General features: G+C 58.9%; 20 protein-coding genes. 8 read left to right on the top strand and 12 right to left on the bottom strand.

Annotated elements, in window-relative coordinates; all coding sequences use genetic code 11:
* Positions 1-99 precede the first annotated feature (99 nt).
* Positions 100-1,287 carry a cysteine--tRNA ligase gene (gene cysS, locus AC6H1L_RS11475; RefSeq protein ID WP_497597641.1) on the bottom strand — a complete coding sequence of 396 codons (1,188 nt, stop codon included), beginning with the start codon at positions 1,285-1,287 and terminating at the stop codon, positions 100-102.
* Positions 1,274-2,068 (bottom strand): TatD family hydrolase, encoded by a 795-nt coding sequence (locus tag AC6H1L_RS11470; RefSeq protein ID WP_497597640.1) that lies wholly within the window; start codon positions 2,066-2,068, stop codon positions 1,274-1,276. Before AC6H1L_RS11470 ends, cysS begins: the two co-directional genes overlap by 14 nt.
* Positions 2,069-2,461: 393 nt before the next feature.
* Here AC6H1L_RS11470 and AC6H1L_RS11465 point away from each other — a divergent pair, with 393 nt between their 5' ends.
* Both AC6H1L_RS11465 and AC6H1L_RS11460 read left to right on the top strand, forming a co-directional pair.
* Complete coding sequence (locus AC6H1L_RS11465) at positions 2,462-2,875, top strand: hypothetical protein (protein ID WP_497597639.1); 414 nt, start codon at positions 2,462-2,464, stop codon at positions 2,873-2,875.
* Between the two features lie 146 nt (positions 2,876-3,021).
* A complete protein-coding gene (locus AC6H1L_RS11460) occupies positions 3,022-3,906 on the top strand; it encodes a 4-hydroxy-3-methylbut-2-enyl diphosphate reductase (RefSeq protein WP_497597638.1) in 885 nt (294 codons plus the stop codon).
* Positions 3,907-4,203: 297 nt separating this feature from the next.
* On the opposite strand, the gene AC6H1L_RS11455 is transcribed toward AC6H1L_RS11460, so the two are convergent.
* Together AC6H1L_RS11455 and AC6H1L_RS11450 are read right to left on the bottom strand one after the other, a co-directional pair.
* On the bottom strand, positions 4,204-5,043 hold the full coding sequence (locus AC6H1L_RS11455; protein WP_497597637.1) for a bifunctional 5,10-methylenetetrahydrofolate dehydrogenase/5,10-methenyltetrahydrofolate cyclohydrolase: 840 nt from the start codon (positions 5,041-5,043) through the stop codon (positions 4,204-4,206).
* 179 nt (positions 5,044-5,222) lie between these two features.
* Positions 5,223-6,431, bottom strand: coding sequence for an MFS transporter (locus tag AC6H1L_RS11450; protein WP_497597636.1), 1,209 nt, complete (start codon positions 6,429-6,431; stop codon positions 5,223-5,225).
* A 454-nt stretch (positions 6,432-6,885) separates the two neighbouring features.
* Here AC6H1L_RS11450 and AC6H1L_RS11445 point away from each other — a divergent pair, with 454 nt between their 5' ends.
* Entirely contained in the window at positions 6,886-10,809 is a 3,924-nt protein-coding gene (locus tag AC6H1L_RS11445) for a tetratricopeptide repeat protein (protein WP_497597635.1), read from the top strand.
* A gap of 253 nt (positions 10,810-11,062) precedes the next feature.
* Here the strand turns inward: AC6H1L_RS11445 and AC6H1L_RS11440 are convergent, their stop codons facing one another.
* The 8 genes from AC6H1L_RS11440 to AC6H1L_RS11405 form a co-directional block, all read right to left on the bottom strand.
* Complete coding sequence (locus AC6H1L_RS11440; RefSeq protein ID WP_497597634.1) at positions 11,063-12,214, bottom strand: lipid II:glycine glycyltransferase FemX; 1,152 nt, start codon at positions 12,212-12,214, stop codon at positions 11,063-11,065.
* A 335-nt stretch (positions 12,215-12,549) separates the two neighbouring features.
* Positions 12,550-13,752: a lipid II:glycine glycyltransferase FemX gene (locus AC6H1L_RS11435; RefSeq protein WP_497597633.1), complete on the bottom strand. Its 1,203-nt coding sequence runs from the start codon at positions 13,750-13,752 to the stop codon at positions 12,550-12,552.
* Between the two features lie 29 nt (positions 13,753-13,781).
* Positions 13,782-14,366, bottom strand: coding sequence for a GNAT family N-acetyltransferase (locus AC6H1L_RS11430; RefSeq protein ID WP_497597632.1), 585 nt, complete (start codon positions 14,364-14,366; stop codon positions 13,782-13,784).
* Between the two features lie 271 nt (positions 14,367-14,637).
* Positions 14,638-16,005, bottom strand: a complete 1,368-nt coding sequence (locus AC6H1L_RS11425; protein WP_497597631.1) for a glycoside hydrolase family 3 N-terminal domain-containing protein — start codon at positions 16,003-16,005, stop codon at positions 14,638-14,640.
* Between the two features lie 140 nt (positions 16,006-16,145).
* The gene (locus AC6H1L_RS11420; protein ID WP_497597630.1) at positions 16,146-17,468 is read right to left on the bottom strand and encodes a glycoside hydrolase family 3 N-terminal domain-containing protein; all 1,323 of its coding nucleotides are present in this window, start codon (positions 17,466-17,468) and stop codon (positions 16,146-16,148) included.
* A gap of 218 nt (positions 17,469-17,686) precedes the next feature.
* On the bottom strand, positions 17,687-19,204 hold the full coding sequence (locus AC6H1L_RS11415; protein ID WP_497597629.1) for a zinc-dependent alcohol dehydrogenase: 1,518 nt from the start codon (positions 19,202-19,204) through the stop codon (positions 17,687-17,689).
* Between the two features lie 425 nt (positions 19,205-19,629).
* The gene (locus tag AC6H1L_RS11410; protein ID WP_497597628.1) at positions 19,630-20,880 is read right to left on the bottom strand and encodes a sensor histidine kinase; all 1,251 of its coding nucleotides are present in this window, start codon (positions 20,878-20,880) and stop codon (positions 19,630-19,632) included.
* Between the two features lie 101 nt (positions 20,881-20,981).
* Positions 20,982-21,740, bottom strand: coding sequence for a response regulator transcription factor (locus AC6H1L_RS11405; protein WP_497597627.1), 759 nt, complete (start codon positions 21,738-21,740; stop codon positions 20,982-20,984).
* Between the two features lie 579 nt (positions 21,741-22,319).
* Between AC6H1L_RS11405 and AC6H1L_RS11400 the strand changes: the two genes are divergently transcribed.
* The 5 genes from AC6H1L_RS11400 (at position 22,320) to AC6H1L_RS11380 (ending at position 26,795) form a co-directional block, all read left to right on the top strand.
* The gene (locus AC6H1L_RS11400; RefSeq protein ID WP_497597626.1) at positions 22,320-22,646 is read left to right on the top strand and encodes a hypothetical protein; all 327 of its coding nucleotides are present in this window, start codon (positions 22,320-22,322) and stop codon (positions 22,644-22,646) included.
* A complete protein-coding gene (locus tag AC6H1L_RS11395; protein ID WP_297167071.1) occupies positions 22,643-23,068 on the top strand; it encodes a type II toxin-antitoxin system PemK/MazF family toxin in 426 nt (141 codons plus the stop codon). Before AC6H1L_RS11400 ends, AC6H1L_RS11395 begins: the two co-directional genes overlap by 4 nt.
* Before the next feature lie 469 nt (positions 23,069-23,537).
* A complete protein-coding gene (pdxS, locus tag AC6H1L_RS11390) occupies positions 23,538-24,428 on the top strand; it encodes a pyridoxal 5'-phosphate synthase lyase subunit PdxS (RefSeq protein WP_297167074.1) in 891 nt (296 codons plus the stop codon).
* A 286-nt stretch (positions 24,429-24,714) separates the two neighbouring features.
* Positions 24,715-25,326, top strand: a complete 612-nt coding sequence (gene pdxT, locus AC6H1L_RS11385; RefSeq protein WP_497597625.1) for a pyridoxal 5'-phosphate synthase glutaminase subunit PdxT — start codon at positions 24,715-24,717, stop codon at positions 25,324-25,326.
* A gap of 335 nt (positions 25,327-25,661) precedes the next feature.
* A complete protein-coding gene (locus tag AC6H1L_RS11380) occupies positions 25,662-26,795 on the top strand; it encodes a hypothetical protein (protein ID WP_497597624.1) in 1,134 nt (377 codons plus the stop codon).
* Positions 26,796-26,802: the final 7 nt, after the last annotated feature.

Genomic DNA, 26,802 nt, shown 5'->3' with positions numbered 1-26,802 from the left:
CGCTCCCATGACGCCGGGAAGGCTACTCTCTGCCTGCCTGCTTGCTTGCCTGGCTGACTGGCTGGCTGGTAAGGACCAGCCTGTAGGCCAGAACACGCTTCAACAACGCAGGCCCAGCACGCGTACCAGGCCTACAATCTCAGCGGCACGGCAGGCATCGCGACTGGCCAGGGCGGCCTGACCGGCTTCGTGTAGAAACTGCACGGCCTCGGGCGTCTTCAGGTCGTCATCCAGGAGGGACTCAAAGCGGGCGCGTAGCTCATGCGTGCTCTCCGTCTGGCAGCTAGCGGCTAGAGCGGCCACCTCCTCGAAAAGAGCGGCTTGCTGGGCTGCCAGTTGCAGATCGGCGGGGAAGCACTCCCAGGGCTGACGATAGTGATGATTCAACAGCAGGAGGCGGATCGCGTTCGGGCTATACTGCTTGAGCAGGTCGCTGACCAGGGTCAGATTGCCCAGCGACTTGCTCATCTTCTCTCCCTGCTGATAAACCATGCCCGTATGCAGCCAGTAGCGGACGAAAGGAGCCTTGCCGGTATAGTGTTCAGACTGGGCGATCTCGCAGGTATGGTGAGGGAAGGCCAGATCAGCCCCGCCGCCGTGGATATCGAGCTGATCGCCCAGATAGTGAAGAGCCATCGCGCTGCATTCGATATGCCAGCCGGGGCGGCCTGGTCCCCACGGGCTGGGCCAGGCCGGCTCACCGGGAGCCTGGGCCTGCCAGAGGACGAAATCCAGGGGATCGCGTTTGCGCGGATCGTCAGGATAGTTGCCGCGCTCGTTGGCCACCGCCAGCATGGCCGCGTAGTCCTGGAGGCCGATAGCCCGCCCCAGGGCCCCAAAATCGGGATCGTGGCGCACGTCGTAGTAGACGCAGCCCTCACTCACGTATGCATAACCACGTTCGATCAACTTCTGCACAATCTCGATAATATGGGGTATCTCATCGGTTGCGCGCACATAGAAGGTCGGGCGGCGCACATTGAGCGCGTCCATATCGCGCAGAAACCTCTCAGTCTCGCGCCTGCCCAGCTCGTCCCAGGGCACACCCAGTTCGCGCGCCTTGCGCAAAATATCATCGTCGATATCCGTGACATTCTGTACATAACGTACAGAGTAGCCGCGAAATTCTAGATAGCGGATGAGTGTGTCGAAAGAAGCATAAGTGAAAGCATGACCCAGATGAGTCGTATCGTAGGGAGTCACCCCGCACACGTAGATACGCACCTTGTTCCCTTCGAGGGGGACAAAAGCTTCCACTCGCTGGGTGAGCGTATTAAACAGCTTCATGGCGTTCTCCAAGACCGAACAGGCGCGTGGCGTTCGCCGTTGTAATCTGAGCGATTTCATCCAGGGTCAGGCCCCGGATCTCGGCTAGCTTCTGGGCGACGTGCTTCACGAAGAGAGGCTCATTGCGCCTGGCTCGCAGGGGAAGGGGGACAAGATAGGGGCTATCGGTCTCGACCAGCACCCGATCGAGAGGAACCATGCTGGCGACCGCTGGGAGGGCATTGCCCGGGCGGGTCAGAGGCCCGGCAAAGGAGAGCATAAAGCCCTCAAAGGAGAGGCATTCCTCAGCCTGGGCTACATCGCCCGAGAAACAGTGGAAGACCCCGCGCAATCCCCGGCCATGCGCACGCAGAAGCTCAATCACGTCTTCGTGAGCATCGCGTACATGGATGATGCAGGGAAGGCCACAGCTACGAGCTAGCTCCAGGTGGGCACAAAAAACCGCCCGTTGGACATCGCGCGGCGAAAGCATGCGGAAATAATCAAGCCCAAATTCGCCAATGGCCACTACCTCGGGCGCACGTGCCAGACTGCGTAGCTGAGCCTCTACCTCCTCGTTATAAGAGGTGGCCTCGTGCGGATGCACACCAACTGCGGCGAAGACCTGTCCCCGGTAGGCCTGGGCCAATGCTAGCGCCGCGCGGCTCGACTCCAGATCGCAGCCGGGATCAACAATGTAGCCGATCCCCCCCGCGAATGCAGCACGCAGCACCGCATCGCGATCTTTCTGAAAGCGGGGAGCATCGACGTGGGCGTGGCTATCAACAAGCAACCGCTGCATCCTTTCCTCTGTGAACAGGAAGACACGCAAAAAAAAGAAGGGTCAACGCTGGCTTGTTCTTTCTCTGTTCAAGAGCTTTCTTTAGTATAGTCTATCGCTGAAATGAATGTCAACAAGGCGGCAGCGATAGGAGACGGGCCGAGCATACCCAGCCCGGCGCATCAACTCCTCGCCTGGGGTACCTTGCCCCGTCGCTTCACCAGCTCGCAGCGGAGCAAGGTCGGGACCCTATAGAAAAATACGCGGGGAGGCCCCAGACAAAATCAGGTATTTACCTGATGCCTGCTCCTTTGCCATACGCTACGATAAACAGGAACATCTTGAGCCATGCTGTCAGAGCATGGCATCTGGCACTCGTGATCAAGAGGATGTCTCTGGAGGAGAGAGAATCGCATGCAGAATATCGCGCCACAGGTTGTATCAATTGCTGATGCGTGCCTGGGCGGCTTGCACGGTCGCTCTGCCCTGCTCATCGGTCCGGAGGAGCTACGGCGGCCCTTCGTGCAGTTGCTGAAACAAGCTGGTATGCAGACAATCTATGAGGAAGAGAGCGCAAGCCAGCTAGACAGACTGCTACCGCAGGTGCAACTGCTCATCAGCATTCCGGCTGTGACGCCTGCCGCCCCGCTCATCTCCGCGGCAGCCATTGCCCAGGGGTGCGGCAATCGCCAGATCCCGTTGATTATTCTGGACCTGGCGCGTAGCCCTTCCGTTGAAGAGCTAGTCGGCCTCTTGCCCTTCGTCTGTCTCTACACGCCTGCTGACCTTCAGCGTATTCTCCGCAACAGTTGTGTTAAAGCGGGCTGACGATATGGTACCATAAGGTAAGCAAAGAATCGCTACCGAAAGCGCAGTCTCTCGATCGAGCCAATAAATTGATTTCTCTTTTAAGTAAGTAAGTAAGTGCTGTCTGTCTGCCTGCTCCCAGGCGCAGGGCAACGAGTGAGGGCGTCATGGAAGTGATCAAGATCTCTCCCCGCGGCTACTGCTATGGCGTCGTTGACGCCTTGCAGATTGCGCGTCGGGCCGCCAAAGATCCAACCCTGCCCCGTCCGATCCATATCATCGGCCAGATTGTGCACAACCGGCATGCCATTGAGGAACTCACCGCCCTGGGCATCATCACCCTGGACGGACCGAATCGCGCGGCGATCCTCGAACAGGTGAAGGAGGGAACAGTGATCTTTACCGCACACGGCGTCTCGCCTTTGGTCAAAGAGCGTGCGCGTGAGCGGGGTCTCTACTGTATCGATGCCACCTGTCCTGATGTCACCAAGACTCATGAGCTGGTGCGTGAGCTAGTGGCAGAGGGGTACTACATCCTCTACATCGGCAAGAAAGGTCATCCTGAGCCTGAAGGCGTCATGGGCGAAGTTCCGGGCCATATCAGCCTCATCGAGAATGAGGCCGATGTAGATGCGTTGCAGCTCACGCCAGAGCAAGAAAAGAAGCTAGCTATCTCGACGCAAACTACGCTCTCACAGTGGGACACGCAGCGTATTGTCAACTATATCAAGGCTCGCTATCCCCATGTCAAAGTCTACATCGACATCTGCGCTGCCACCCAACTGAGGCAGGAAGCAGTAGTACGGCAGGCGAAGGGGGCCGACCTGACGATCGTGGTAGGTGACCCGCGCAGCAACAACACCAATCGTCTTGTTCAGGTCTCGGAAGAGCTGGCCGGCGTTCCTGCCGTACGCATTGAAGACCTCTCTGAGCTGAAACTAGAGTGGCTTAAGGGCAAGAAGCGCGTGGCGGTGACGGCGGGCGCCTCGACGCCCAGCCAGATTACGCGCGAAGTGATTCGCTTTCTGGAACAATACGAACCAGAAGCGTAACGGCAACAGCCGCCAGCCGTCTAAGGTGCCGGGTGACAGGTAGGTCGGGCTGCCTGTCCCTGCCCTCACTTCGCGCTGGCACTGCTCCACAGGCTGCGATCCATCCTGCTACTCGCCCGGCCTCCTGCGATCCTGTCTCGTCACCCTGGACTGGACCGCCGGGCCAACTCTTATCTGCTTAAGCAGATGTCTCAAGACCAGGCTGGGACTTTAACAGCCTGGTCTGGCCCGGCCTGGCGAGAGCCGGCACCTTTTGTCTCCCTCTCTCTCCCTCTGCCCCTATTCATCTCCTACCCCTCACTGAGGGCCAAGCAGCGTATGGCGGATCAACATGAGGTGAGTAAGAGGCCCGAGACCGCCAGGCACCGGCGTCAGGAATGAGGCCACGCGGGCCACGCTTTCGCTCTCAACGTCACCGACGACCTTCCCGTCAATAGTTGTAATGCCGGCATCCAGCACCACAGCCCCTGGCTTGACCATCTCGCCAGTAATCAGGCCGGGCCTGCCCGTGCTTACCACCAAAATATCCGCGCTGCGCGTAATCTCGGCTAGATCGCGTGTCTGTGAATGGCAGATTGTGACTGTGGCATCCTCGCGCATCAGCGCCAGCGCGATCGGCTTACCGCCGATATTGCTGCGTCCGACAATGACCGCATGCTGTCCCGCCACACGAATGCCGGCCTCGCGCAGCACCGTCAGCACTACATCGGCGGTCGAAGGGATAAAGCTGGGGAAGCCGAGCAAAAGATTGCCGGCATTGCGTGGTCCCAGACCGTCGACATCCTTTTCAGGGTTCAGCACCTCGGTCACCACGCGCTGGCGAATATGCTCCGGCAGTGGCAGCAGCAAAACGATCCCGTCAGTCGTGGGGGCCTCGCTCAGCATCGCGACCTCAGACCGAATCTCCTCCTCGTCCACCTCGTATGGATAGGCCAGCGTCACACAGCTCAGACCAATGCGACGGCAGGAGCGAACAAGCTGGCGGCTGTAGACCTCGGCAGCAGGATCACGGCCAATGAGAATCTGGGCCAGGCGCGCCGAGCGACGATGCTGCTTGCGAAACTCGGCGGCCTCCTGCTGTAGCTCAGCCATCATGCGCTCCACCAGTGGGCGGCTGTCGAAGATCGTTGCGGACATCAAGAAGCCTCCTTCCTCCACAGGCAAAATCTCCTGGCGTCCATCATACCATAGCTGAGAATGCTATGGAGCGCCATTCTGCCCCGCGCCTCTGACCAGGGGGCAGAATGGCTGGTAGGCCCGCTAGGCCAGACAATCAGTCAATCAGGGAGGAATCGGAGGAAGGCAGGAAGCAGCTGTTAGCCCTGCGTGGCCTGCGACTCTGCGCGCTGCAGCAAGAGCAGTAACAGGATACCAAGCGGCGCCAGCTCCAGAAAACCTACGCCAGCGATAATGCCCAGGCGACCAGCAATTAACCCCACGATACTGGGCAAGACCACAGAAAAAGGTGTGCCCAGGCTCAGTAAGGCTCGCCCTGTGCCCGAGCGCCCCGGCAGACGCTCGTAGATTTGGGCGCGAGCCAGCGGAAACCAGCTAATCGAACTGGCCCCAACTACACAGAGCAAGAGCCCCGCGAGCCAGAGCGAGCGTGTGAGCAGGAGGGCCGTCATACCACCCAAAGCCACCAGGGCTGAGCCAGCCAATACCTGGCGCACGCTTAGTCCCAAGGCTAGCAACAGCTCGCAAAACACGAGACCGGCGAAGCCAGAGGCGCTCTCGAAGGTAATCAGGCTCTCCACTACGTCATCGGCCAGATGCAGGACATCTTGCAGATAGAGCGAAACAAAGGAGCGATAGACCTCGTCGAGCATGACCGGCAGAGTGGCGATTACCACCCAGCCGAGCAGAAAAGGATTGCGCAGAGCGGCAACAAAGCCCTCCAGGAGCAGGCCAAGACGCGAACGCCTGCCCTCGACGCGCTCCACCTGGGGGAAGCGCAGGAGACAGACAGCTAGAGTCACGACCAGCCAGATGGCCGCTGCCAGCCAGCAGAGACTTGCCCAGCCGAGAGCCAGCAGAGCGATAATGGTCACTGTCAACGGCGTCAAGAAATCGCCCAGGTTGCCGATAAAGGCCAGACGCAACATCGTACGTGTACTACGATGGGGATTCTCATCGATGAGCGAGGATTGCGCCGCTCCCAAGGCAATATCATTGGAAGGATAGAGCAGCGCAAAAGCCAGCAGAATCACGGCGAACGAGTGAGCAAAACCAGCCAGCACGAACGAGCCAGAGAGCACCAGTAGCCCGCCGATAACCCAGATCTTTTTCGTCCTCCCCAGGTCGCTGAGCACATTGCTCACAGGCTCCAACACCATCGACATAGCTGCCCCTAGCGTGAACAGCAGCCCGATCTGCGTATAGTTCATGGGCACCTGATGGCGCAACAGAGGCAGACCAATAGTGGGAATGCCCGAGAGCATCTCCTCCAGCAGCGTGATGCCAAAGAGGGTCAGACGCAAAGGAGAGAGGGAGAAGCGGCCCGGTAAGGCCCGCGAGAATAGCATGGAGCCTCCTTTCGTTCCAGTTCACTCAGATGCCTAACAACGCTAGCCTGGATGAGGAGCTGTATAGCTCCTCTCTGGCGCTGCCTGCCTGTCTATCTGCGCGGCAGCACCAGCTAAGCGACATTGCCGCCGGCTTCCTCTTTTGTGCCTGCTGATCTACGGTCATAGCTAGAATTTTATAGCTACTATTTATTATACTTAAACATTCAAATATATCTTAAGCATATAACAAGCGAGCAGTATTATAGAGATGTCTTGTGTAACAAAGTGTGGCTCTTGCCGGGGAGGGAGGGGGGTAGAGGAGCGCAGATTGGGAGAGGAGGGCTAAGTACTTTAGTACCAAAAAGAGAGCTTCAATGCAGGATTGTAGTAACCTAGTGACAAAATGAAGGTGAACTTGTTGGCAGGTGCCCATTCTGAGTAGAGAAGAGAGAAGGAAGAAAGCGAAGCCCACATGCCTGGGAACAGACAGGTTTTCAAGACAGCAATGGATGCCGCCGACCGCTACCGTTGGGAGAGCAAGTGGACGGAGGCAGCCCGCGAGTATCAGCGGGCGCTGGCAGAGTTCCCAGACGACACAGCGGCACATGAGGGCCTGGGCTTCTGCTATATGCAGACCAAGCAGTGGCAGCAGGCGCTTGATGAATATGAGTATCTACTGAAGCGCAAGCCTCATGATATCATTGTACTAAGCAAGGTGGCCGAGCTGTATGGATGGTTGGGCAGGCGCGAGGAGGCCTATAACGCCTATCTACAGCTTGCTGATCTCTATGCCCAGGCGGGCCAGGGAGCACGGGCCGAGGCCGCCTGGCAGAAGGCGCTTCAGTTCTCGCCTGCTAGTCCTGAACCTCACGAGCGGCTCGCAAACTACTACGCAGAGAAGAAAGATCTCTCGTTGATGATACAGGAGCGCCTGGCTGCTGCCAGAGGCTATCTGCTCAGAAATGACCTGGCGGCAGCGCGCGCTCAATGTGAAGAGGTCCTGCGTATCGATATCTCCAACGCTGAGGCGCGGTCACTTCTGACGCAGATCACTGCCGGTCTGCAGCAGGGGCCCGCTGGCTCAGCAGACTCGCTGGCCAGCGAGGCCCAGGCGGGTGCGCCCTCCAGTGAGGATAGGAGATACGCAGGTCAGGAGGCTTCTTTCACTGGTAGCCCGGTCGCTGGCCCTGCCGCGCCGGGCAACATAAGCGGAGGTAATACTGGCATCATGGGTAACATGGGTAGCGCGGGCAATTTCGGCGGCATGGGGAACCCGGGGCAGGCTCTTGCCCCGGCTGGCCCCGCTGGCGGAGGAGCAGCTCCGCAGAGACGCATCACGGCAAGCCAGGTCACGGGCATTTTGCGTCAGGCGCAGGCTTTTCAGGCCCAGGGTCGCTATAACGACGCCATCGATCTCTGTGAGCAGATCCTCGAAAGTGGGTTCGATCGTCCCGATGCGCGCTACTTTCTTGGCTGGCTCTATCAGGAGCAGAAGCGCTGGGATGACGCGATCCGTCAGTTCCAGATGCTGCTCAATGACCCTGAATATGCGCTTTCGTGCTATTATGCTCTGGGGCAATGCTATCGCGCGCGGGGTGATCTGCGCACGGCCACTGTTCATTTCGATGAAGCTGTCGATCGCGTCAATCTCGATGCCCTGACGATTGAGGAGGCTGACCAACTGGTCCAGCTCTGCCAGGAAGCGGCAGAGGCTCATCGCTTGCTCGGTGAGCAGGAACAGGCCCTGACTATCTATAACGCGCTGCTTGGCTTCCTGCGCAGTCGTGGCTGGAATGATAAGGTCGCTCAGGTTGAGCTGCTTTTGAAGCAGATGCAGAGTGCGCCTCCTGTTCAGCCCAGTACGCCGCCGCCTTCTTTGCAACAGCAACCGCTGCAGGCTTCCCCTGGCCTGCCACCTGAGCAGCCAGCCGCCCCGTCCATTCAGGATGCGGCCACCATGATGTTTTCGACTCCTGGGGCTGCTTCGGCGGCTCCTCAGCCTCCTGCCGCTCCTGCTGCGCCAGCCCCGGCCCCGGCGTCATCAGCCGCGCCTGCCGCTGGCGAATTGCCCGACTGGCTGACGGGTATTCTCAATGAGCCTGCACCTTCGCAGCCAACGGCGAATCCTGTGCAGCCTCAACAGGTGCCGGCTGCCTCAGCCCCCGTTTCGCCTCCGGCTGCCCCTCCGCCTCAGTCAGCGGCTCCACCCCAGTCGCCCACGGCTCCCAATCCACCGGCCCCGGCACCTGTCTCGTCGGCTTCCTGGCTGACCGATAGTCCAACCCGGCAGGTGGAACTGCAGCCGTCGGCCCCGGCTGCCCCAGCGGCTCCGGCCACTGCCCCAGCTTCAAACGCTGTTCCAACCCAGAGCCAGATGCCCGCCTCGCCAGCGGCTCCGCCCGCTACCGCCGCGCCGGCTTCGGTCCCTCTGACGTTGGAGCAGCTCAGTCCGGCGGCTCCTCCGCCTCCTTCGCCCGCTGGTGCTAAGGATAATGTCGAGGAGCTGCTGAGCAAGATCGCTGGCAATACCGCCCGTGATGAATCGCTGCAGCAGGTGGCCGGCGCGGTGCTCGCGAGCACGGCTTCACTGCCCGAGGGCGTCCGCATGCAGGTGGTGCGCTCGATGCAGGATATCCAGCGCTACATCGAGCATGGCTTGTTGAATTCGGCCATCGATGAGTGCTTGAAGGTCATCGAGATCGCTCCCCAGTACCTGGATGTGCACCAGGTCCTCTGTGAGATCTACGTGCGCCAGGGCCGCATCGAGCAGGCCATCACTAAGTACGCCATTCTGGTCGATACTTATATCGCCAATGGACGTATCGATGATGCAATTGCAACTTATCGGCGCATTCTGCAGCTAGAGCCAAATAATCTGACGTACCGCATGCGCCTGATCAATCTCCTCTCCTCCCACGGCAATAAGGAGGATCTGCTGCGCGAGCGTACTCAGGCTGCCGAGGCTTATCTGCGCCTGGGCTATATGGATCGCGCTCTCAGTGAGTTAGAGCAGGCGCTGCAGGAAAGTCCTACGAGTGTCCCCACTCGTTTGAATTACGCGCTGGCTCTGCAGAAGCTCGGTCGCTCTCAGCAGGCCGCCGCTGAGTATCAGCGCGTATTGCAGGTTGATCCGCGCAACATCGTGGCCCTGGTGCGCTGGCATCTCTTGATGATTACCGGCGCCGCTCCTGCCGGACGCGCTTCGGCTCTCGAGCTGTTGACGCGTATTCGCTGGCAGTTGCGCGGTCAGGGGCAGCGTCACTATGAGGTGGTGGCACGCGAGTATACGCAGGCGCTCGAACTGCAGCCGAATAATGCGGATCTCCATTTCTCGCTCGGCCAGATCCATCAGCAGGCCGGCTACTTCGATCGCGCGGTGGCGGCCTATCAACAGGCAGCGCGCGATAGCGCGGTGGAGGTACTGGCCCGTGTGAGTATGGCTCACTGCCTGCTCTCTCAGGGCAAGCCAGAGGAGGCTATCCAGCAGCTAGAGCAGGCTCTGCAGTTGGTGCGCCGCTCGCCGGCAGCGATGGACCCCACTATCTGGGCCGCTCGTCCGCGCGAGGATGATGAGGAGCACCAGGCCCCAGAGGTGGAGATTTCTCTCTTGCTGGCAAAGGCCTATCGCCGCGCTGGCAAAGAGGAGCAGATGCAGGCCGTGCTGCGCCGCATCAAGCAGATGACGACCTATCAGGATGAGGTGGCCTCTGCTCTGGCGGAGATCTCGGCGCGTCAGGGCGATATTGATAGCGCCCTCCAGGAATATGCTGAGCTGGCTCGCTATTATCTGAGTAAGCGCCAGGGCGATAATGCCCTCAATGTGCTCAATGAGATGGTGCGCCTGGCTCCCCAGGACCCCCGCGCTCATGCCGAGCTGGCGGAGATCTATATTAATCGTGGCCAGCTTGAGGAGGGCATCGCGGAGCTACGGCTGTTGGCCGATATCTATGAGCGGCGCAATCAGCGCAGTGAGGCCTCTGAGGCCATGCGCCGCATCGCTGATATCTATGCCGAGATGGGCAATAATGAGGAGGCGCTGACTTGCTACCGCCGCGCCGTTGATCTGGCCCCCAACGATATGGGGCTGCTGCGCGAGGTGGTGGCCTTCTGCTGGCGCATCGGTCGTACGCGCGAGGCCACCGAGTATCAGACGGTGGTGGCTCGCTACTACTTTGAGACCCATCAGGTTAAGGAGGCCGTGGCCGCTTTGCAGCAGTTGATTGCGATCGACCGCCATAATTATGAGGCTTACGATATGCTCGGTCAGACGTATCAGTCGGTCGGTGAGTATGAGCAGGCCAGCCGCGTGTATAAGAACCTGGCGCGTGTGAAGCCTGATAGTACGATCGCTCGTGAGCGCCTGGCTGCCTTGCAAGCTCTGCGCTCGGGTCAGTAGCTCGGGCCAGGCTCGTTATCACTCGGGTCACGGAGGGAAAGGCAAAAGAGCGGCGTACAGAGGCGGGCAAGGTCGGCCCGCTACACCTGTTAAGGCTGCTCTGTGCTGGAAGATAGAAAAAGATCGCTAAATAAAATGGGGATCGGCAAGCTGGTAGAACGAAATCGTAGAGCCGATCCCCGTTTTTTTGGGTTTCTGCTTTCTCTCGTGCCTGTCTTCAGGCTGCCTGCTGTGCCTGGCTCTCTAGTCCCGTTTAGTCCCCTTGGGCGGCGCCGGAGAGCGTTGCCTCTGTCTCCCGGCTGGCGGCTGCTCTCTGGCCCTGTGCCGCTTGCTTGCCAGCGGCTGCTTGAGTGGTGGTGCGACGCTGTAAGCGGCTCCGCTGTTGCTGATCACGCCAGCGCTTCACGTCTAGCAGGCGACGGTAGGCTTGATAGACGAGAGGCTTGTAGGCGAGATCGTGGGTCTCCAGGAAGCGCAGCGGATAGCCGCCGAAGCCTTGCTTGAAGACGTAGACGCCCCATAGCTCTTGACCCTCCTCCAGGACATCAGGAATGCCGCGAAAGTTGTAATACCAGCAGCCGTGCTCTTTGGCCCAGCGAATGGCTGTCCACTGCAGCAGGTGATTGGGCATACGGTTGCGGTGCTCATTGGAGGAGGCTCCGTACATGTACCAGCTCCAGCGACCGAAGCGTAGGGCAATTAGGCCGGCAATGGCCTGCCCTTCATATTCGGCGAGAAAGAGGGCGGCGCGATCGCCTTCGCTGTAAAGGCGCATGATGTCCTCATAGTGAGCCTTCTCGTGGATGAAAAAGTGGTCGCGCTCGCTGGTGATACGATAAAGGCGATAAAACGTCTCAAGGTCGGCTGGCCCTTCGCCGCGCCGTACACTGACGCCTTTACGTGTGGCCAGGCGAATGTTATAGCGCCACTTCTCTTTCATGTTGGCTAACAGGGTTTGTTCATCGGGCCGGATGTCTAGGACCCACTCATGGCGAATGTGCATAGCATAGGGCGTGCGGCGAAAGCCGTGGCTGCGCAGGGCGGCAAGCCAGCGCTCATCACCGTCGGGTACGCTTGGCTCGACTTTGAGCATAAAGGCGCCGCGACGCCGGGCCTCGTGACGCACGAAGTCCAGGAGCTGGCCCAAGGCGGGGGAGCTGGGATCATCAATCACCGGCCCGCGCGGTGCGTAAAAGTAGGTGCCCAGCACGGGGAGGCGCGAAACAAGGACGAGCATGGCCGCGCAGAGCTGTCCATGATTGTCGACAACGCCAGTGTAGAGGGCTTCGGCTCCGAGATGTGGGGCAAGCTGCCCCCACTCATAAGATTGGGTAATATTGCAGCAAACTGAGGCAGCTACAAACTCATTCCATTGCTGCCGATCGCTAATAAAACGCGCTTCCATAAGCTTTCCCTCTGCGAGGAACACATACAATCTCTTCGTCTCTTTGCTTTTTCACTAGAGCAATCAATGGCGGATCACGCAAGCACAAGGAAGAAGAGGTAGGCTCGTGCATGGATGGCTACCCTCACAGCTCCCTGGCAGCTCTCCCCTGGCCAGGCTGCCAGGGAGAAGCGAGCGGGCAGATGCTGAGCTAAGGGAGCACGTCCATACTGATGGGCCACCGCTGACGACGACGAAAGTCAGAGCCTATCACGGGGGCTGTTTCGCCATCGCAAAGCAGGACGGAGCGGGACAGAACAGAGCTGGTAGTGGGAACAAGCTGGCGCAGCGGGCACTCACTGGCTGGCGCCAGAGGACGAGGCTGGCTCTGCCGGCTGTTCTTCTTTGCCACCGTGGCTACTGCTCTGGGCTGGAGCGGCAGCCTGACTTTTGCCTCCCTGTCTGCCGCGCGCCGCCCGCTCCAGCTCAATGCGTCGTCGCTCGGCTCGCCTGCGCTCCCTTCGAATCTCCACCAGCTTGCTCCAGAGGCGGTAGATCAGAGGACGATACACATAGTCCTGTGTTGGCATATTGAGGCGAGAGTAGCCGCCAAAACCCTGCTTGTATTCATAGACGCCCCACATCTCTTCTCCAGGTTCCAGTACCTCTGGAATGGCGCGAAAGTCGAAGTGTGTGCACCCCTGCTCTTTGGCCCATTGGATGCAGCGGTACTGGAGCAGGTAAGCGGCCTTCAGATTGCGCTTGTGATTGGCGGTGGCTCCGAACATATCCCAGCACCAATCTCCAAAGCGGATCAGCATCTTGGCCGCCAGGGCTTCCCCTTCGTGCTCGGCCAGAAAGAGTACGGCGTCGCCGCGCGCGGCGAATTGGCGCAGGATCTCGCGATGATAGTCTTTGCTGTGGATAAAAAAATCGTCGCGCTCGCTCGTGATTTTGAGCAAGGCGTAGTAGGCATCGAAATCGGCCTCGCTGCTGGCTTCCCGTACAGTGACGCCCTTGCGCCCGGCGACCCGTACGTTCTGACGCCAGGTCATCTTAAAATTGGCGAAGAGGGTCTCTAGCGGGGGGCGGATATCCAGGACCCAGCTACGCCGGGGATGGACGGCGTAAGGATAGACGCGGAAGCCAAGCGCGCGATAGGTGCTTTGCCATTGCTCCAGGCGCGGATCATCGTCGGCGATGTTCGGTTCGAGGCGCAGCACTACACTGCCCTCCCGTCGGGCGATGGCATGGGCCTCAGAGATTAAGGCCGGCAGGGCCGGCGAATCGGGCGCCTCGACTGTGGGACCGCGACAGCTGTAGAGCCAGTTGAGTTGCAGTCCAGGCAGGCGAACAGGGAGCGGTACCGGCGCGACGGAAATCATCATGGCGCCGATCAGTCTTCCAGCCTCCAGCGCCCCCAGCCGGTAAATGCGTCCGCCAAGATACTTATTCAGCTCACCCCACTCGTAGGACTGCAGCAAATGCCCACCTGGCTGGGACGTCAGAAAGGCGTTCCATTGCTCGCGATCTGTGATTTCCTGCACAACAACAGTCATAGCTATGTCTATCCTCTAGAGAAAAAACTTCAGCTTCCCTTGTTCTCCTGCTCTAGACTTTCGAGATATTCGCTTCTGAGCAGGCTGTAGACGCGAACATCGTGATATTTCCCAAAGCGCAGAATCGCCTGACGCAGCGTTCCCTCATACTTAAAGCCGGCCTTTTCGTCGGCCCGCCAGCCTCCGATGTTCTCCTCCATATCCTGCGTCTGAATGCGGTTAAGATTCAGCTCCATGAAGCCATAGCGAATCATCAGTTTGGTGGCTTCCGTACCATAACCCTGGCCCCAGACCGCGCGATCGCCGATGATAATATAGAATTCTGCCGTCTGGTTAATATAGTTAATATCCTTTAAGCCGACAAGGCCGATTAGGCGATTGTTACTTTTAAGAGCCACTCCAAAGATGATATGCTTGCCATCCTTATAAAGCTGCTCCAGACGCTCTTTAGCGCGGGCGTCGCTGGTTGGATAGATCGAAAAGTAGCGGCGAATCTCCTCATCATTGAGCCAGGTGGCATACAGATGGTTGTCCTGGGTAGGTTCCAGCGGACGCAGATAGACGCGCTCACCAATGATAAATGGGTTCTGGAGATGGGCAGTCTCTTCAGCCATCGTCTTCTCACTCCTGGGATAGACTGGTGCGCGCCACGCCTGCTGCTGATCGTGCTAGCGCTCCGGGGAGGGACAGCGTGGCGGGCAGGAGAAACGTGCTAGACCTGTTCTTCGCTGAGCTGAGTATCCTGACACAATCGGCTAGTGCCAGTTCAGTATAGCATAGTCCCCCAAGGCCGACAACGCACGGCCCTGGTCCCTAGGACCAGAAGGGGCCGACACTCCTATAAGACGGCAGGGCGGCTGGAGGTCTGCTTGCCTGGCGGGCGCGCTACGCAAGGCGGGGGACGGGCCAGAGATGGTAGTGAATCTTTAAGGCAACAATGCGTGTGACGGAGGCGTCAATGGCCTGCAGCGAGAGCTGTCCGCTAGCCAGGGCCTGCTTGATGGCCGCTACCGCGCTACGCAGATCGTAGGAGCTGCGCACACCCAGGATCATATCATTGCCCGCTGCCAGGGCCAGGACTACGGCCTCTGGCAGGCTCCATTTTTTAGCGATGCCTTCCATGTAGAGGGCATCGGTGATGACCACGCCGTCGTAGCCTAGCTCGTGACGCAGAATGCCCGTTACGATCGTTGGAGATAGCTCCGCTGGCCAGACAGGATCGAGGGCCGGCATCAGCAGATCAGTCGTCATGATCATACCAGGATGATCCAGCGGCTGAGACGACTGAATAAAGTGTTTGAAAGGGACCAGCTCGGTGCTATAGATCTGTGCACGCGTGCGCTCAATGATTGGCAGGCCGGTATGGGCGTCGGTTCGCGCGGCACCCAAACCCGGAAAATGCTTAAGGCAGGCAATGACACCGTCGCCCTGAACAGCGCGCAAATAGGCCCCGCCATAATCGATGACGGACTGCGGCGTGTAGCCCCAGGTGCGTAGATACTGATCAGGACCGTTGACGACCGGTACGTCGACATCGGGAGCCAGATCGGTATTCAGTCCCAGCGCCTTCAAGTCGCGGGCAATGCTATGACCGAGCGCGGCAGCGTTACTGACTTTACCTGTCTGGTAGGTCTCCAGAGCGCCAGGTCGGTGACCGTAGATATTGTTGATCCGTTCGACAAAGCCCCCCTCCTCGTCTGCCGAGATGAAAAGAGGCATCCAGGCCCGGGCCTGCATACGCTGAATATCGCTGCGCGTTTGCTGAAAAGTGCGCATCTGAGCCGCATACATGATGACGCCGCCCGCGTAGAGATCATGGATCATCGTCTCCAGGTCGGCTGAATAGGTTGTCCCATAATACTGCACCATGAAGAGCTGGCCGAGCTTCTGATCAAGGGTCATGTGGGCCAGATAGAGGCGCGCCAGGGCCTGTTCGTTCATCGCGCTCTCGCGGTGACGCAGCGCCTCAACCTGTGCGGGGGTCAGCGGATTCGCAATAAATGGGCCAGGCAGGAGCTTCTCCTGTAGCTGACTGGCCTGCCGCGGCAGTAACGGCGCGTCACCTTTGCCCAAGAAGGTCATTGCTAGCAATAGGAGCGCGCCGCCGCTCGCCAGCAAAAGACGCAGCGCAGAATGCAAGGACCGCTGGCTAAACCGCCGTTGAGCCTGCCTGGAAGAGTTAACCGCTGTCTCCCGACGCTCTCGCTCCGGCGGGCAGGAGGCAGCAGCCGGTGGCTTGCTGTTCGTCAACATCACTGGAGGACCCCCGCATACAGGCTAATACTTTACTCTTATTCTGCAGATAAATAAGAAATTGTCTAACTCTATAGAGCGATAAACGCGTGTAAGCCACGGCCTATCTTGCTTGCGCTACTGAGCGCGCCCATCCTTATTTAAGCTGAAGGGGGAACCGCTGGCATCAGATGATACTGCATCTTCAAGGCCAGGATGCGCGTCACAGCCTCATTGACGCGCAGGATCGAGAGCCGTCCATCCTGAAGCGCCGCCTTGAGGCCGTTAATCATCGCCAGTGTTTGATCGCTGCCAGTAGGCCCGAGGAGCATATCGTTACCCGCATTGAGAGCCAGCACAGCCGCCTGGGGCATATCCCATGTCTGGGCGATTCCCTGCATATAGAGAGCATCGGTGATCACCACTCCGTCGTAGCCGAACTCCTGGCGCAGGATCTGGGTCATAAAGCGATAGGATAGCTCACCTGGCCATTTGGGGTCGATCGCGGGCATCAGCACATCGGTTGACATAATCATCCCTGGGCGCATATAGGGATTGGGGGCTTTGGCAAAGTACTTGTAGGGGGCAAGCTCGGTCTCATAGATCTGGCTGGCACTGCGATTATCTGAGGGCAGCGTCTTATGCGCATCTTCTGTCGTATTCCCCAGGCCACCGGGGTAATGTTTGATGCAGGCAATCAGGCCATCCTGCTGCATTGCAGCCATAAAGGGGCCAGCATACTTGATCACATCCTGGGCGGTCGTGCCAAAGGTGCGGGTCACCGTATCGTAGCCCGGCACCAGCATCACATCGACGTCCGGGGCCAGATCGACGTTGATGCCAAGCGCCAGCAGATCATGGGCCATCTTGTGGCCCTGCTGCTCGGCGTAGGCCACGCTGCCCGACTGGTAGATGTCCCAGGCAGAGGGACGCTGACCATAGATGTGGCTCAGGCGATGGACATAAGGGCCTCCCTCCTCATCGGTGGAGATCAGCAGGGGAATTTTCGCGTGTTGCTGCATAAGAGCAATGTCGTGTTTTGTCTGGGCAAAGGTCTGCATCTGGAACTCGTAGAGAATGACGCCGCCCGCATGGAGATTCGTGATCATATTGTTAAGATCAGGTGAATAATAATCATCAGCATACTCTACCATAATTAGCTGACCAAGCTTTTCATCCAGCGACATCCGCGCTACATAGAGGCTGGCAAGCTGCTTATAGGACATATGATCACTCAGATGACGCAGGGCATTGATCTGCTCGGGAGTATAGGGAGGACTGATAAAGATGCCTGCAGGATTGCTGACTAGCGGATTAGTCACAGAGGAAGAAAGCGGCCCAGGGAAAAGGTAGGCGGCGTTAAAGTAAGTCAACAGAGCACCGCTGGCTGTAACGATAGCCAGTATGATCATCGCAATGCCGAGCGCCAGGCGTAAGCGGCTGCCGCTCCGGACCGCTTGGGGAGAGGCCTGATTGCGCTGCATCTTTCCTGGCGCCTTCTGGGCCGCTGACGCGAACCGGCCAGCTTCCGCCAGGTTCGCCTGGGCGGCGGCCCGGCCATCGGCCCTGGCTTGAAAGACTTCAGTCCCAGCTAATAAAGTCGATCTTTTTAGAGATTTTTTCCCAAACAAAGACATAGAAACTCCCGCTCAAAATTATACTGCCTATCTATTATAAAAATGTTATCAACAAATGTTTGAAATCAGAGATCGTCAGCGTGTTCTGAGGAAGGGCCCGGAGCCAGCTCTTGTTCCTCCTTTGATAGTTTCAACGAGCGAGAAGAGCGATTCGTCGCATTGTGGGAAAGGGAGGAGGCGCCCCGGGAGGGTGAAGGCCCAAAGGACTCGCTGTCACCTTGGGGACTGATCTGGCTCAGCGAGCCAGTCGTAGCAGGAGCAGAAGGGGCGGCATGGGGCAAGTGCAGCGCGGCCGGCGCGGCCTGCCGGCGGCGCATACGGGAGGCGCGCACATTGGGCACCACCAAAGCTGGCTGCAGCGCATAATCAAAAATCACCTTGATCGCCCGCGTCTGGGCCCGGCGCATCGCCGTACTCAGGGCATGGCGATAATCGCTCAGAGCAAAGCGGTGGGTGATCAACTGCTCTGGAGCCAACAAGCCCTGAGCAATCAACTCGCAGGCTACAGCGAAAGTCGAGCTACGGTTTGGCTGGTCTGGAGGCCAATACTCCTGACCATGTGTCTGCGAACCAATCAAGTTCACCTCACGTGACCACACGGGCGTCAGGTCCAGATGCAGACGGTGGAGGCTGCGACCAACCAGGACAACCGTGCCGCCGGCCCGCGTCCAGCGCAGCGCATCTTGAAGCGTTTGACTGCGACCCACGGTATCGTAGATCACATCATAGCCTCCCAGCAAAATCGGTTGACCAAGAGGACCGCTGACTAGCTCGGCCCCCGTAACGCGCGCTACCTCACGATAGCGATCCTGGGGATAGATGATGTGAGCCGCTCCCAGGCGGGTAGCTCGCTCCACCTGGAAAGCGTGACGCGCCATTACCCCCACCACCGCGTCGGGAACTAAGGCCCGCACCACCTGTAAGGTCAGCAGACCGATCGTCCCCGCTCCGATGATCAAAACGCGCTCATGTGGCTGTGGCGGACAGCGCAGCACCGCATGCAAGGCTACTGCCGTCGGCTCTAACATTACGGCCTGCTCGTCACTCAGCAAAGGCTCACCTGGCTTCTCAGGGGAAGCTGGGAGGCGAAAAAGCTGGCGCTCATGGACCAGCATCTCCTCGCTCCAGCCCGAGCCGATCTGAGCTGGCCCCGGCTGATAAGCGCGCTCGCAGAGGTTATAGTCGCCAGCGGCGCAGGCCCGACAGGGCGTCGGCACCCCCAAAGTCAGACAATGAGGAGCATACTGTAGGACCACTATATCGCCCACCTGCAAGGTTTGAACCGCATCGCCCACCTCGATGACCTCCCCTACCACCTCATGGCCTGGATAAAGCTGCTGACCTGCCAGCGCCGCTGCCACGCGCGGATCAACGTCTGCCGCAATCAAGGGCAAATCGCTGCCGCAAATCCCTGCCAGTCGATTACGTACGCGCACCCAGTCAGGGGCAGGCAAAGGACGCCGGGGCAGGTTCTGCACCTGAAGCGGCGCAAACGAAGAAAAATACGCCCCCCTCCAGAAGCGTCCCAGCAGAGAAGTCACAAGCGCCCGTTTGGGATCAAGGTCCAGCGTTGCTATCCACATAGCGGTAGCCCTCCGCCGCGCATGCTCAGCTCACATAGCCTCTCATCCAGGCAGGAGAAAAAGCCTGTGCACGTTGCTACCGGCTTCTCTGCCTCTCTGCTCGCCGTAGGCTATAACCCCGTTGTCGCGAACAGCGTCACAGCGATCGGATCGAAGGCAGTGTACCATGTGCAGCATGCGCGGTCAATGCTCCTGAGAGCACCATCACTGATAACCAGTCGGCTGAAAGCTGCAGAACACCAGCGGAGACCGACCTGAGCATCTATCTCTCTCAGCGGCAATCGGCGGGTTGGCTGGCAAGGCAAGGGCAAAGAAACGCTGGCCAGAGGCAGACGCTGAGAGCGGCAGATCCGCAGCCAGACCGGGGGAGCTGCCTGCTAGACGAGAGAAGACCTTGCCATCGCAAAGACGCGGTCGACGCGACGCTAGTGCTCTGTGCCATTAGGCGAAGGCAAAGGCCGCGTTGGAGAACCAGGCAGGCAAGGCAAAGTCAGCGTGAACACAGAACCTTTATCCTGCTCGCTGCTCACACTCAGCTCGCCCTGATGAGCGTGTGCGATGGCGCGGGCAATAGCCAGTCCCAGACCCGCGCCGGGGATAGCACTACCATCCGCACGACTGGGCGGGATGTGACGACCGCGATAAAAACGCTCAAAAATATAAGGCAGGTCCTCGGGCGCGATGCCCGGCCCATTATCGATCACCTGGACCTCGCCAAGGTCAGCATGGCGGTTCAGACGGACAATCACCTGCCCCTCGGGAAAGGGACGTCCATACTTCACAGCATTGTCCAGCAAGGCTGCCAGCGCCTGCTTAAGACGATCCATATCGCCGCGGACAACCAGCCGCTCCTGGGTTGCCAGCTCCAACTGAATCCGTGGGCCCTGCTCACCGGAGGAGAGGCGTGCCTGCTCAACGCTCTCGACAGCCAGCTCTACCAGGTCCACCTCTCGTAACTGCAGCGGACGCCCCTCATCAAGGCGCACCAGCGTCAGCATATCATTGATCAGACGGGTCATACGCTCGGATTCGTTCTTGATCAAGCGCAGAACACGCTGCAATAGCTCAGGATCGTCCACCGGCCCGCGGAGCAGTACCTCCGAGAGGCCGCGAATCGACGTCAGCGGAGTGCGCAACTCATGAGAAGCACTGCTCAGGAGGCGCTGGACGCGAGCCTCGCTCTCATGCTGACGCGCGGTGGCCAGCTCTATCTGTCCCGCAAGCGCGTGGAGACTCTGGCCAAGAGAAGTCAGCTCATCAGCGGCTGGGGGAGCAGCAGAAGAGGGCAGCAGCGCCCGCTGACTGAAATCGCCTTCAGCCAGGGCTTGAGCGACCTGGGCCAGCTCCTGCAGAGGGCGCAGCACCTGGATGGTGGCAAACACACTTAAGCCACCGATCAGCAGGACTAAAATTAGATAACTGCAAAAAACAAGAGCTGGAGTGTCTAGGAATTTCACACGAACAAGAAGGAAAACCAGCAGAGCCATCAAAGCCAGGCCCAGGGCTAGAATAGCTAACTGGAGCAGAGCCAGGCGCAGACTCACACGATCTAGAGGTAGGCGCACAGAAGAGGCCAGCAGCGGACCGGCGGCCAGAGGACGCCGCTGAAGAGAGGCCAGAGCTGAAGCCTCAGCCCGATTGCCATCGTGCCTGCTGGCCTGCCCTTCCGGGGTCATCTTTCGTTCCGCTGATGACTCTTTCATCTTCTTCTCTGTGGACCCATCGGGAGCTCCTTCCGTGCGTGTCCTTACCGTTCCTCGCTCGGCTGGCATAACAGCTATCCCTGGCCTTTCAGAATATAGCCGACCCCACGCACCGTCTGGATTAAGCGGGGGGCGCTGGGGGTATCTTCGATTTTCTCGCGCAGGTAGCGCACATACACCTCAATAATATTGGTCTCTCCAAGAAAATCATAGCCCCAAACGCGATTAAGGATCGTCTGGCGATCCAAGACCTGGCGCGGATGGGTCATAAACAGGTGCAACAAGTTATATTCTGTAGCCGTCAGCTCGATAGGGCGATTACCGCGGCGGACCTCGCGCGTTGCCGTATTCATCCAGAGATCCTCGAACTGCAGAATATGCGCGGAGTCAGCAGAACCGCTATGCTCGCCGTGTCCGCTGCGGCGCAAACGGCGAAGAATCGCACGGATGCGAGCGACCAACTCTTCGAAGCTGAAAGGCTTCGTCAGGTAGTCATCGGCGCCGCTATCGAGACCGAGCACGCGATCGCGCACATCGTCTCTGGCCGTCAGCATTAGGATCGGCACATCGCTCGTCACCGGATTTTCGCGTAAGCGGCGACAGACCTCCAGGCCATCCATATCTGGCAGCATCAGGTCCAGGATCACGATGTCGGGGTCACAGCGCTGTGCCGCCGTCACGCCCTGCGCGCCGTCGGGGGCCGAGACCACCTCGAAGCCTTCATAGCGAAGGCCCAGCTTAATGAACTCGATAATCGACTGCTCGTCGTCGATCACCAGCGCCTTGAGGGGTCGTTTCTCCTGATCGGTGCGTTCGTGAACCACTTGCGGCATGGCTTGCATCCTTCTGTGTGGGATTCAATTTTCATTATAGTTACCACGCAGCAGCAGTGCAAGGCATGCGCCAGCAAGGGCCGCTCAGCAGAGTAAACAGAGCGCTAACAGTCCTGAGCTGGCCTTCCTGGCTGCTCTCTCATGTCTTACTGCCCGCCAGTCCGGTCAGAGCAGTGGATTGACGGCTTATCCCAGGACGCTTCTACTTCTGCCGCAGCTAGAGAGCTGGCTCCAGCTCTTACCGAAGGCGCCATCAGGGAGAAGCGGCCAGCAGCGAGTTTCCGCGAGAGGCGTAGCTCAAGTGTACACGACGCGCCAGGCCCGGTCAAGCTCAGCATCTTTGGCCACCACCGTAGTCTTGTCACCTATCCCTCCCACGAGAAAGGCGATAGAAGAGTTTCAGTAAAAGAACGGAAGTGTCTTGCGTTTTGGCAAAGTGTTTCTCATTGTCTTATCCTGGTTAATGGTAGCGGTCTTAAAAAACTCTTAAGAGCGCTGCACATTGATTGACAAGTGAGAGGGGACTCATTACAATGGTATTGATAGAGACGGCTCACGTAATCAGCAGGAGGCAGATTCATGGCAGTTGTGCATCCCGACTTCTATCGTCATGAGCACCTCGTCCGCAAATCAATTCAAATTCCGTTGAACCAGCACCAGGAGCTGAAAGCGCTGGCGATGGAACTGGACTCCTCTCTTGGGGATGTTGTGGAGACAATCATGGAACTAATGCGCCGGGACAACTACCAGCAACTGCGACAGGCAATCCTCCAGAAACGCGAACAAGCCCTCTCCTCCTTGACTCGCTCCCTCGATGAGGCGTATGCTTATCTAGGATCTCTCCCTGAGACTCTCGAAGATGCCCGCTTTTATTTTGAGGCCGGGCGTGAAGGTATCGTTGCATGAGTAATGAGGCCAGGCAAACATCGCCCAGCCCCAGCCATAGCGAGGATTCTGCCAATCGAATACGTGAAATGCCCAGTCCCAGGCGCGGCGAGATCTGGGATGTCAACTGGTCTCCCGGGCGTGGCGCGGAGCAGCAGGGTGTCCGCCCTGCCCTCATTATCCAGAATGATCGAGGTAACGCCTCCCCCACTTATCCTTTAACGATTGTTGCCTCGATGAGCCGTACGGAGCGTGAACTGCCCCTGCATGTGCGTATCGCGCCAACGCCGGAAAATGGATTGACCGACTTCACTGACGTGAAATGTGAACAGATTATGACGATCGAGAAGTCGCGTCTGATCCGTAAACGCGGGAGCATTACAAAGGAGGAACTCGCGCGCGTCGATATGGCGCTCAAAATCAGCCTTGATCTGCTCTCCTGATCTCAAACGTCGAGGGAGCAACCCAGGCAAGGCCAGGGCGCATACTTTACTCAGACAAAACGTGCGTGGGGCTGCTCTTCTTCTCTCTCCTCCTTGGCGGCCCGGCGCCTCCTGGCAGCATCCCTGCTGGTGGCTGCTCCAGTGCCTGGTAACGTTGTTTTGCTATGCCTGGCTGCTTGCTTAGAGACAGGGCGTGCCGGCCTCGGCTGGCTCGCTTGGCTGCAGGTGCCTACTTATACCTCTGTCAGTCGGCCGCTTGTCCGCCAGCCAGCCGCCTGGTTGGTCCCATGAGACAACGACTGAGACCATCCCTTCTTGTCGCTTCTCGCTGCTCAGTACCGCTCTCCTGACTATCCTCTTGCCTCTGGCTGGCTGATCTCCTCTAGCGCGATTGGCTGGTGTGAGCCAGCCACCAATGTGCTACAATGAAAACCAGATGTTCAGGCAAGACCCCAGGAGATGATCACCTATGCAGCAGAGAACGGTCGGAACGGTTGATGTCAAGCGCAGTTTCCCTGAGATGCTCAAGGGAGGCGTGATCTGCGACGTTGTCAATCCCGAACAGGCCAAGATCGCGGAGGAGGCCGGGGCAGTCGCGGTTATGGCCCTGGAGCGGGTTCCCGCCGATATTCGCGCTCAAGGCGGCGTCGCGCGCATGACCGATCCCGAGCTGATCATTCGCATTAAAGAGGCCGTCACTATTCCCGTCATGGCCAAGTGCCGCATCGGCCACTTTGTCGAAGCGGAGATCCTGCAGGCCATTGGCGTGGACTGCATTGATGAATCGGAAGTGCTCACGCCCGCCGATGAGCAATTTCATGTCAATAAGCATCTGTTCTCGGTGCCTTTCGTCTGTGGCGCGCGCGACCTGGGCGAGGCCCTGCGCCGCATCGGTGAGGGCGCGGCGATGATTCGGACCAAGGGCGAGGCCGGCACCGGCAATGTGGTGGAGGCGGTGCGCCATATGCGTGCTATCCAGGATGGCATTCGACGTTTACAGATGCTTCCCGAGGAAGAGCTAATGACCGAGGCCAAGCGCCTGGGAGCTCCCTATGAGCTGGTCTGTCAGGTCGCTCGCACAGGCAAGCTGCCAGTCGTGAACTTCTCCGCGGGCGGAATCGCTACCCCGGCGGATGCCGCGCTGATGATGCGCCTGGGGGCGGAAGGCATCTTTGTCGGCTCCGGTATCTTCAAGTCGGGCAATCCGCTGAAGCGCGCTCGCGCCATTGTGCGTGCCACCACCCATTTCGACAATCCCAAGATCCTGGCAGAGGTCTCGCGCGACCTGGGCGAGCCAATGGTAGGGATCAATCTCGATACTCTGCCCGAGCAGGAGCTGATGGCGCGCCGCGGCTGGTAGCTGCCTGGGCCTGCTTGGAGTGGGTGGGATTGGGTTGGATTGCCTTGGCTCGCCAGTAGACAAGAGAAGAAAAGAAGGCCAGAAGAGCCACAGAGGTTCGTGCCCGGTCCCATCCGCCGGCTCATTGCCTCTCTTCAGGAGAGAGGCGGGCCGGCGGCCCGCTTTTTAGGGCGGGATGAAATGCCAGGGGCACGGGTGTTCTCTCACAGCAGAGAGACTGCAGTACGACGAAGGAAGGAGGGGGCGGTGCAACGGGAGGAATGACCGGGCACCGCGTGAGTAGGCAATGGTCCACAACGGACAGGAACGACCGCTAATTGGGGTGCTGGCCCTCCAGGGAGATTTCGAGGCCCATCTCAAAGCGCTTTCGAAGCTGGGCGTAGCAACACGCGCCGTAAAACTCCCTGAGCATCTGACCGATTTAGATGGTATAATAATACCCGGTGGAGAGAGCACCACTATTGGCAAGCTCATGGTCGATTATGGCCTCGATAGGCCGCTGAAAAGCTTAATTGAGCAGGGCCTCCCCGTCTGGGGAACCTGCGCCGGTTTGATTCTCTTGGCCAAAAAGACGGACAACGCTCTGGAAGGTCAGCCGTTGCTGGCTGTGATGAATATCGCTGTCCGTCGCAATGCGTTCGGTAGTCAGCGGGAAAGTTTTGAAACTGATCTGTCGATACCCGTGCTGGGTGAAGTACCATTTCATGCCTTTTTCATTCGGGGGCCAGCTATTACCGAGGTAGGCCCCGATGTCGAGGTGCTGGCAACGCTCGATGATGGAACCATCGTCGCTGTCCGCGAGGGTAACCGGCTGGGTACCGCTTTTCACCCGGAGGTTTCCAGAGATCCGCGATTCCATCATTACTTTCTCCGCCTAGTACAGAGCGTTCGAAAGTAGAGGCGTGGCGACGTGACCAGGCGCTTGGTCTTGCTACTCGCTTGCCCGTTCGCCGTTCCTGGCCAGAGATGGGATGACCTGCTGACTCCCTTCATGAGCAGGCTCCCGCCTCGCCCGAAGGTAGAGATGAGCTGCTGGCTAACTGACCGGGACGGATGGTCCGGTGGGGGATAAGTGAGTGAGCTGGGCTAGCCGATAGAAGTTCGGTCCGCTTCCTGCACCCGGTCTGGCGCTAGCGCTGGCCGCCTGTGGAACGAAGCGGCTATGAAGCCTGGCACGACCACTTAGCGTGGACGAAGTGTAAGGATCTGCCTCTGCTTGGCGCAGGAGCACTGATGATACGACCGGTACCCTATGTTGACCTACCGGGAATCATCTACGCATTAGATCGGCGCGCACGCATGCGACAGCGCGCACTGGCGAACTTCGTTTGCTGGCTAGAACCGGTAGAGCACCGTGCTTCATGGCCTCCTCTCCTGCGCAATATCTTTCCTCTCGATCCGGTAGCGCGTACCTGGCTGTGTGAAGATCGCTGGCGCATCCTCGGATTCGCCCAGGTACGCGAGCGCCCATCGGGAACGATGTGGGAGCTGACCTATCTGGCCTCGATGCTCCAAAGTGCCTTCTCCGGCGAGGATGTTCTGACAGCTCTGCTCGACTATGTACTGGAGATGGCTGCCTCCCACGGCGTGCTACGCGTCTTCGCCAGAGTTGAGGAAGCACTGCCGGAACTGGAGCTGTTCGCCCGCAGCGGCTTTCAGCGCTATGCGCGCGAAATTACCTATGTCTACGGACTGGGCGATGAAACCGAGGCCGACGCTGTAGAAGAAGAAGAGATCGGTGCCTCGTCCAAAAACCGGCAGCCTCATCCTGGGCTGATCCTGAGCCCGGCTCCAGCCGAGCGCCTGCAGGCCTTAACTTCCTTGCAGCGCTGGAGCCGCCATCATGTCTGGGGGCTGCACCAGCTCTATCGGGCGGTCACGCCTCAGCGGGTCCAGATGGCTGAGCTGCTGGAAAATAGCGAGGAGTACGCGCGTCTGCTCGTTGGCTCCCAGCGAACAGGACTCCTGCCGCTTGGACGCAGGTGCGAAACCTACGTCTGTGACATGGGGGTACGCCTCGGCGCCTGGCTCCAGCTACGTCGGGGGCGTGGTACAAGGCCACATCAGCTCTCGCTGATTGTTCACCCAGAGTATGCTGATCTGGCCGAGCCGCTCGTAGGCTTCGCCTGTCAGCGCTTGCTGGCGAGCGACAGACGTCCGATCTATTGCCAGGTACGCGAGTATGAGGGCGCCGTTATCAATGCCTTGCGTGCCTGCGGCTTTGCGCCAAAAACCACCAGAGTCTTGCTTGTGCGCCACATGGCCTATCTGGCTGTGAGACAGCGCGTCGTTCCTGCATTAGAACAACGAGTAATCTACGGCGTGAAGGGCCTGGGTACGGCCAACTCACGCCAAACTATGAGGTGATTAAACT

This window comes from Thermogemmatispora argillosa (assembly GCF_059696725.1).
The sequence above is the reverse complement of the archived record's forward strand: the minus strand, read 5'-3'. Positions and strand labels throughout refer to the sequence as shown.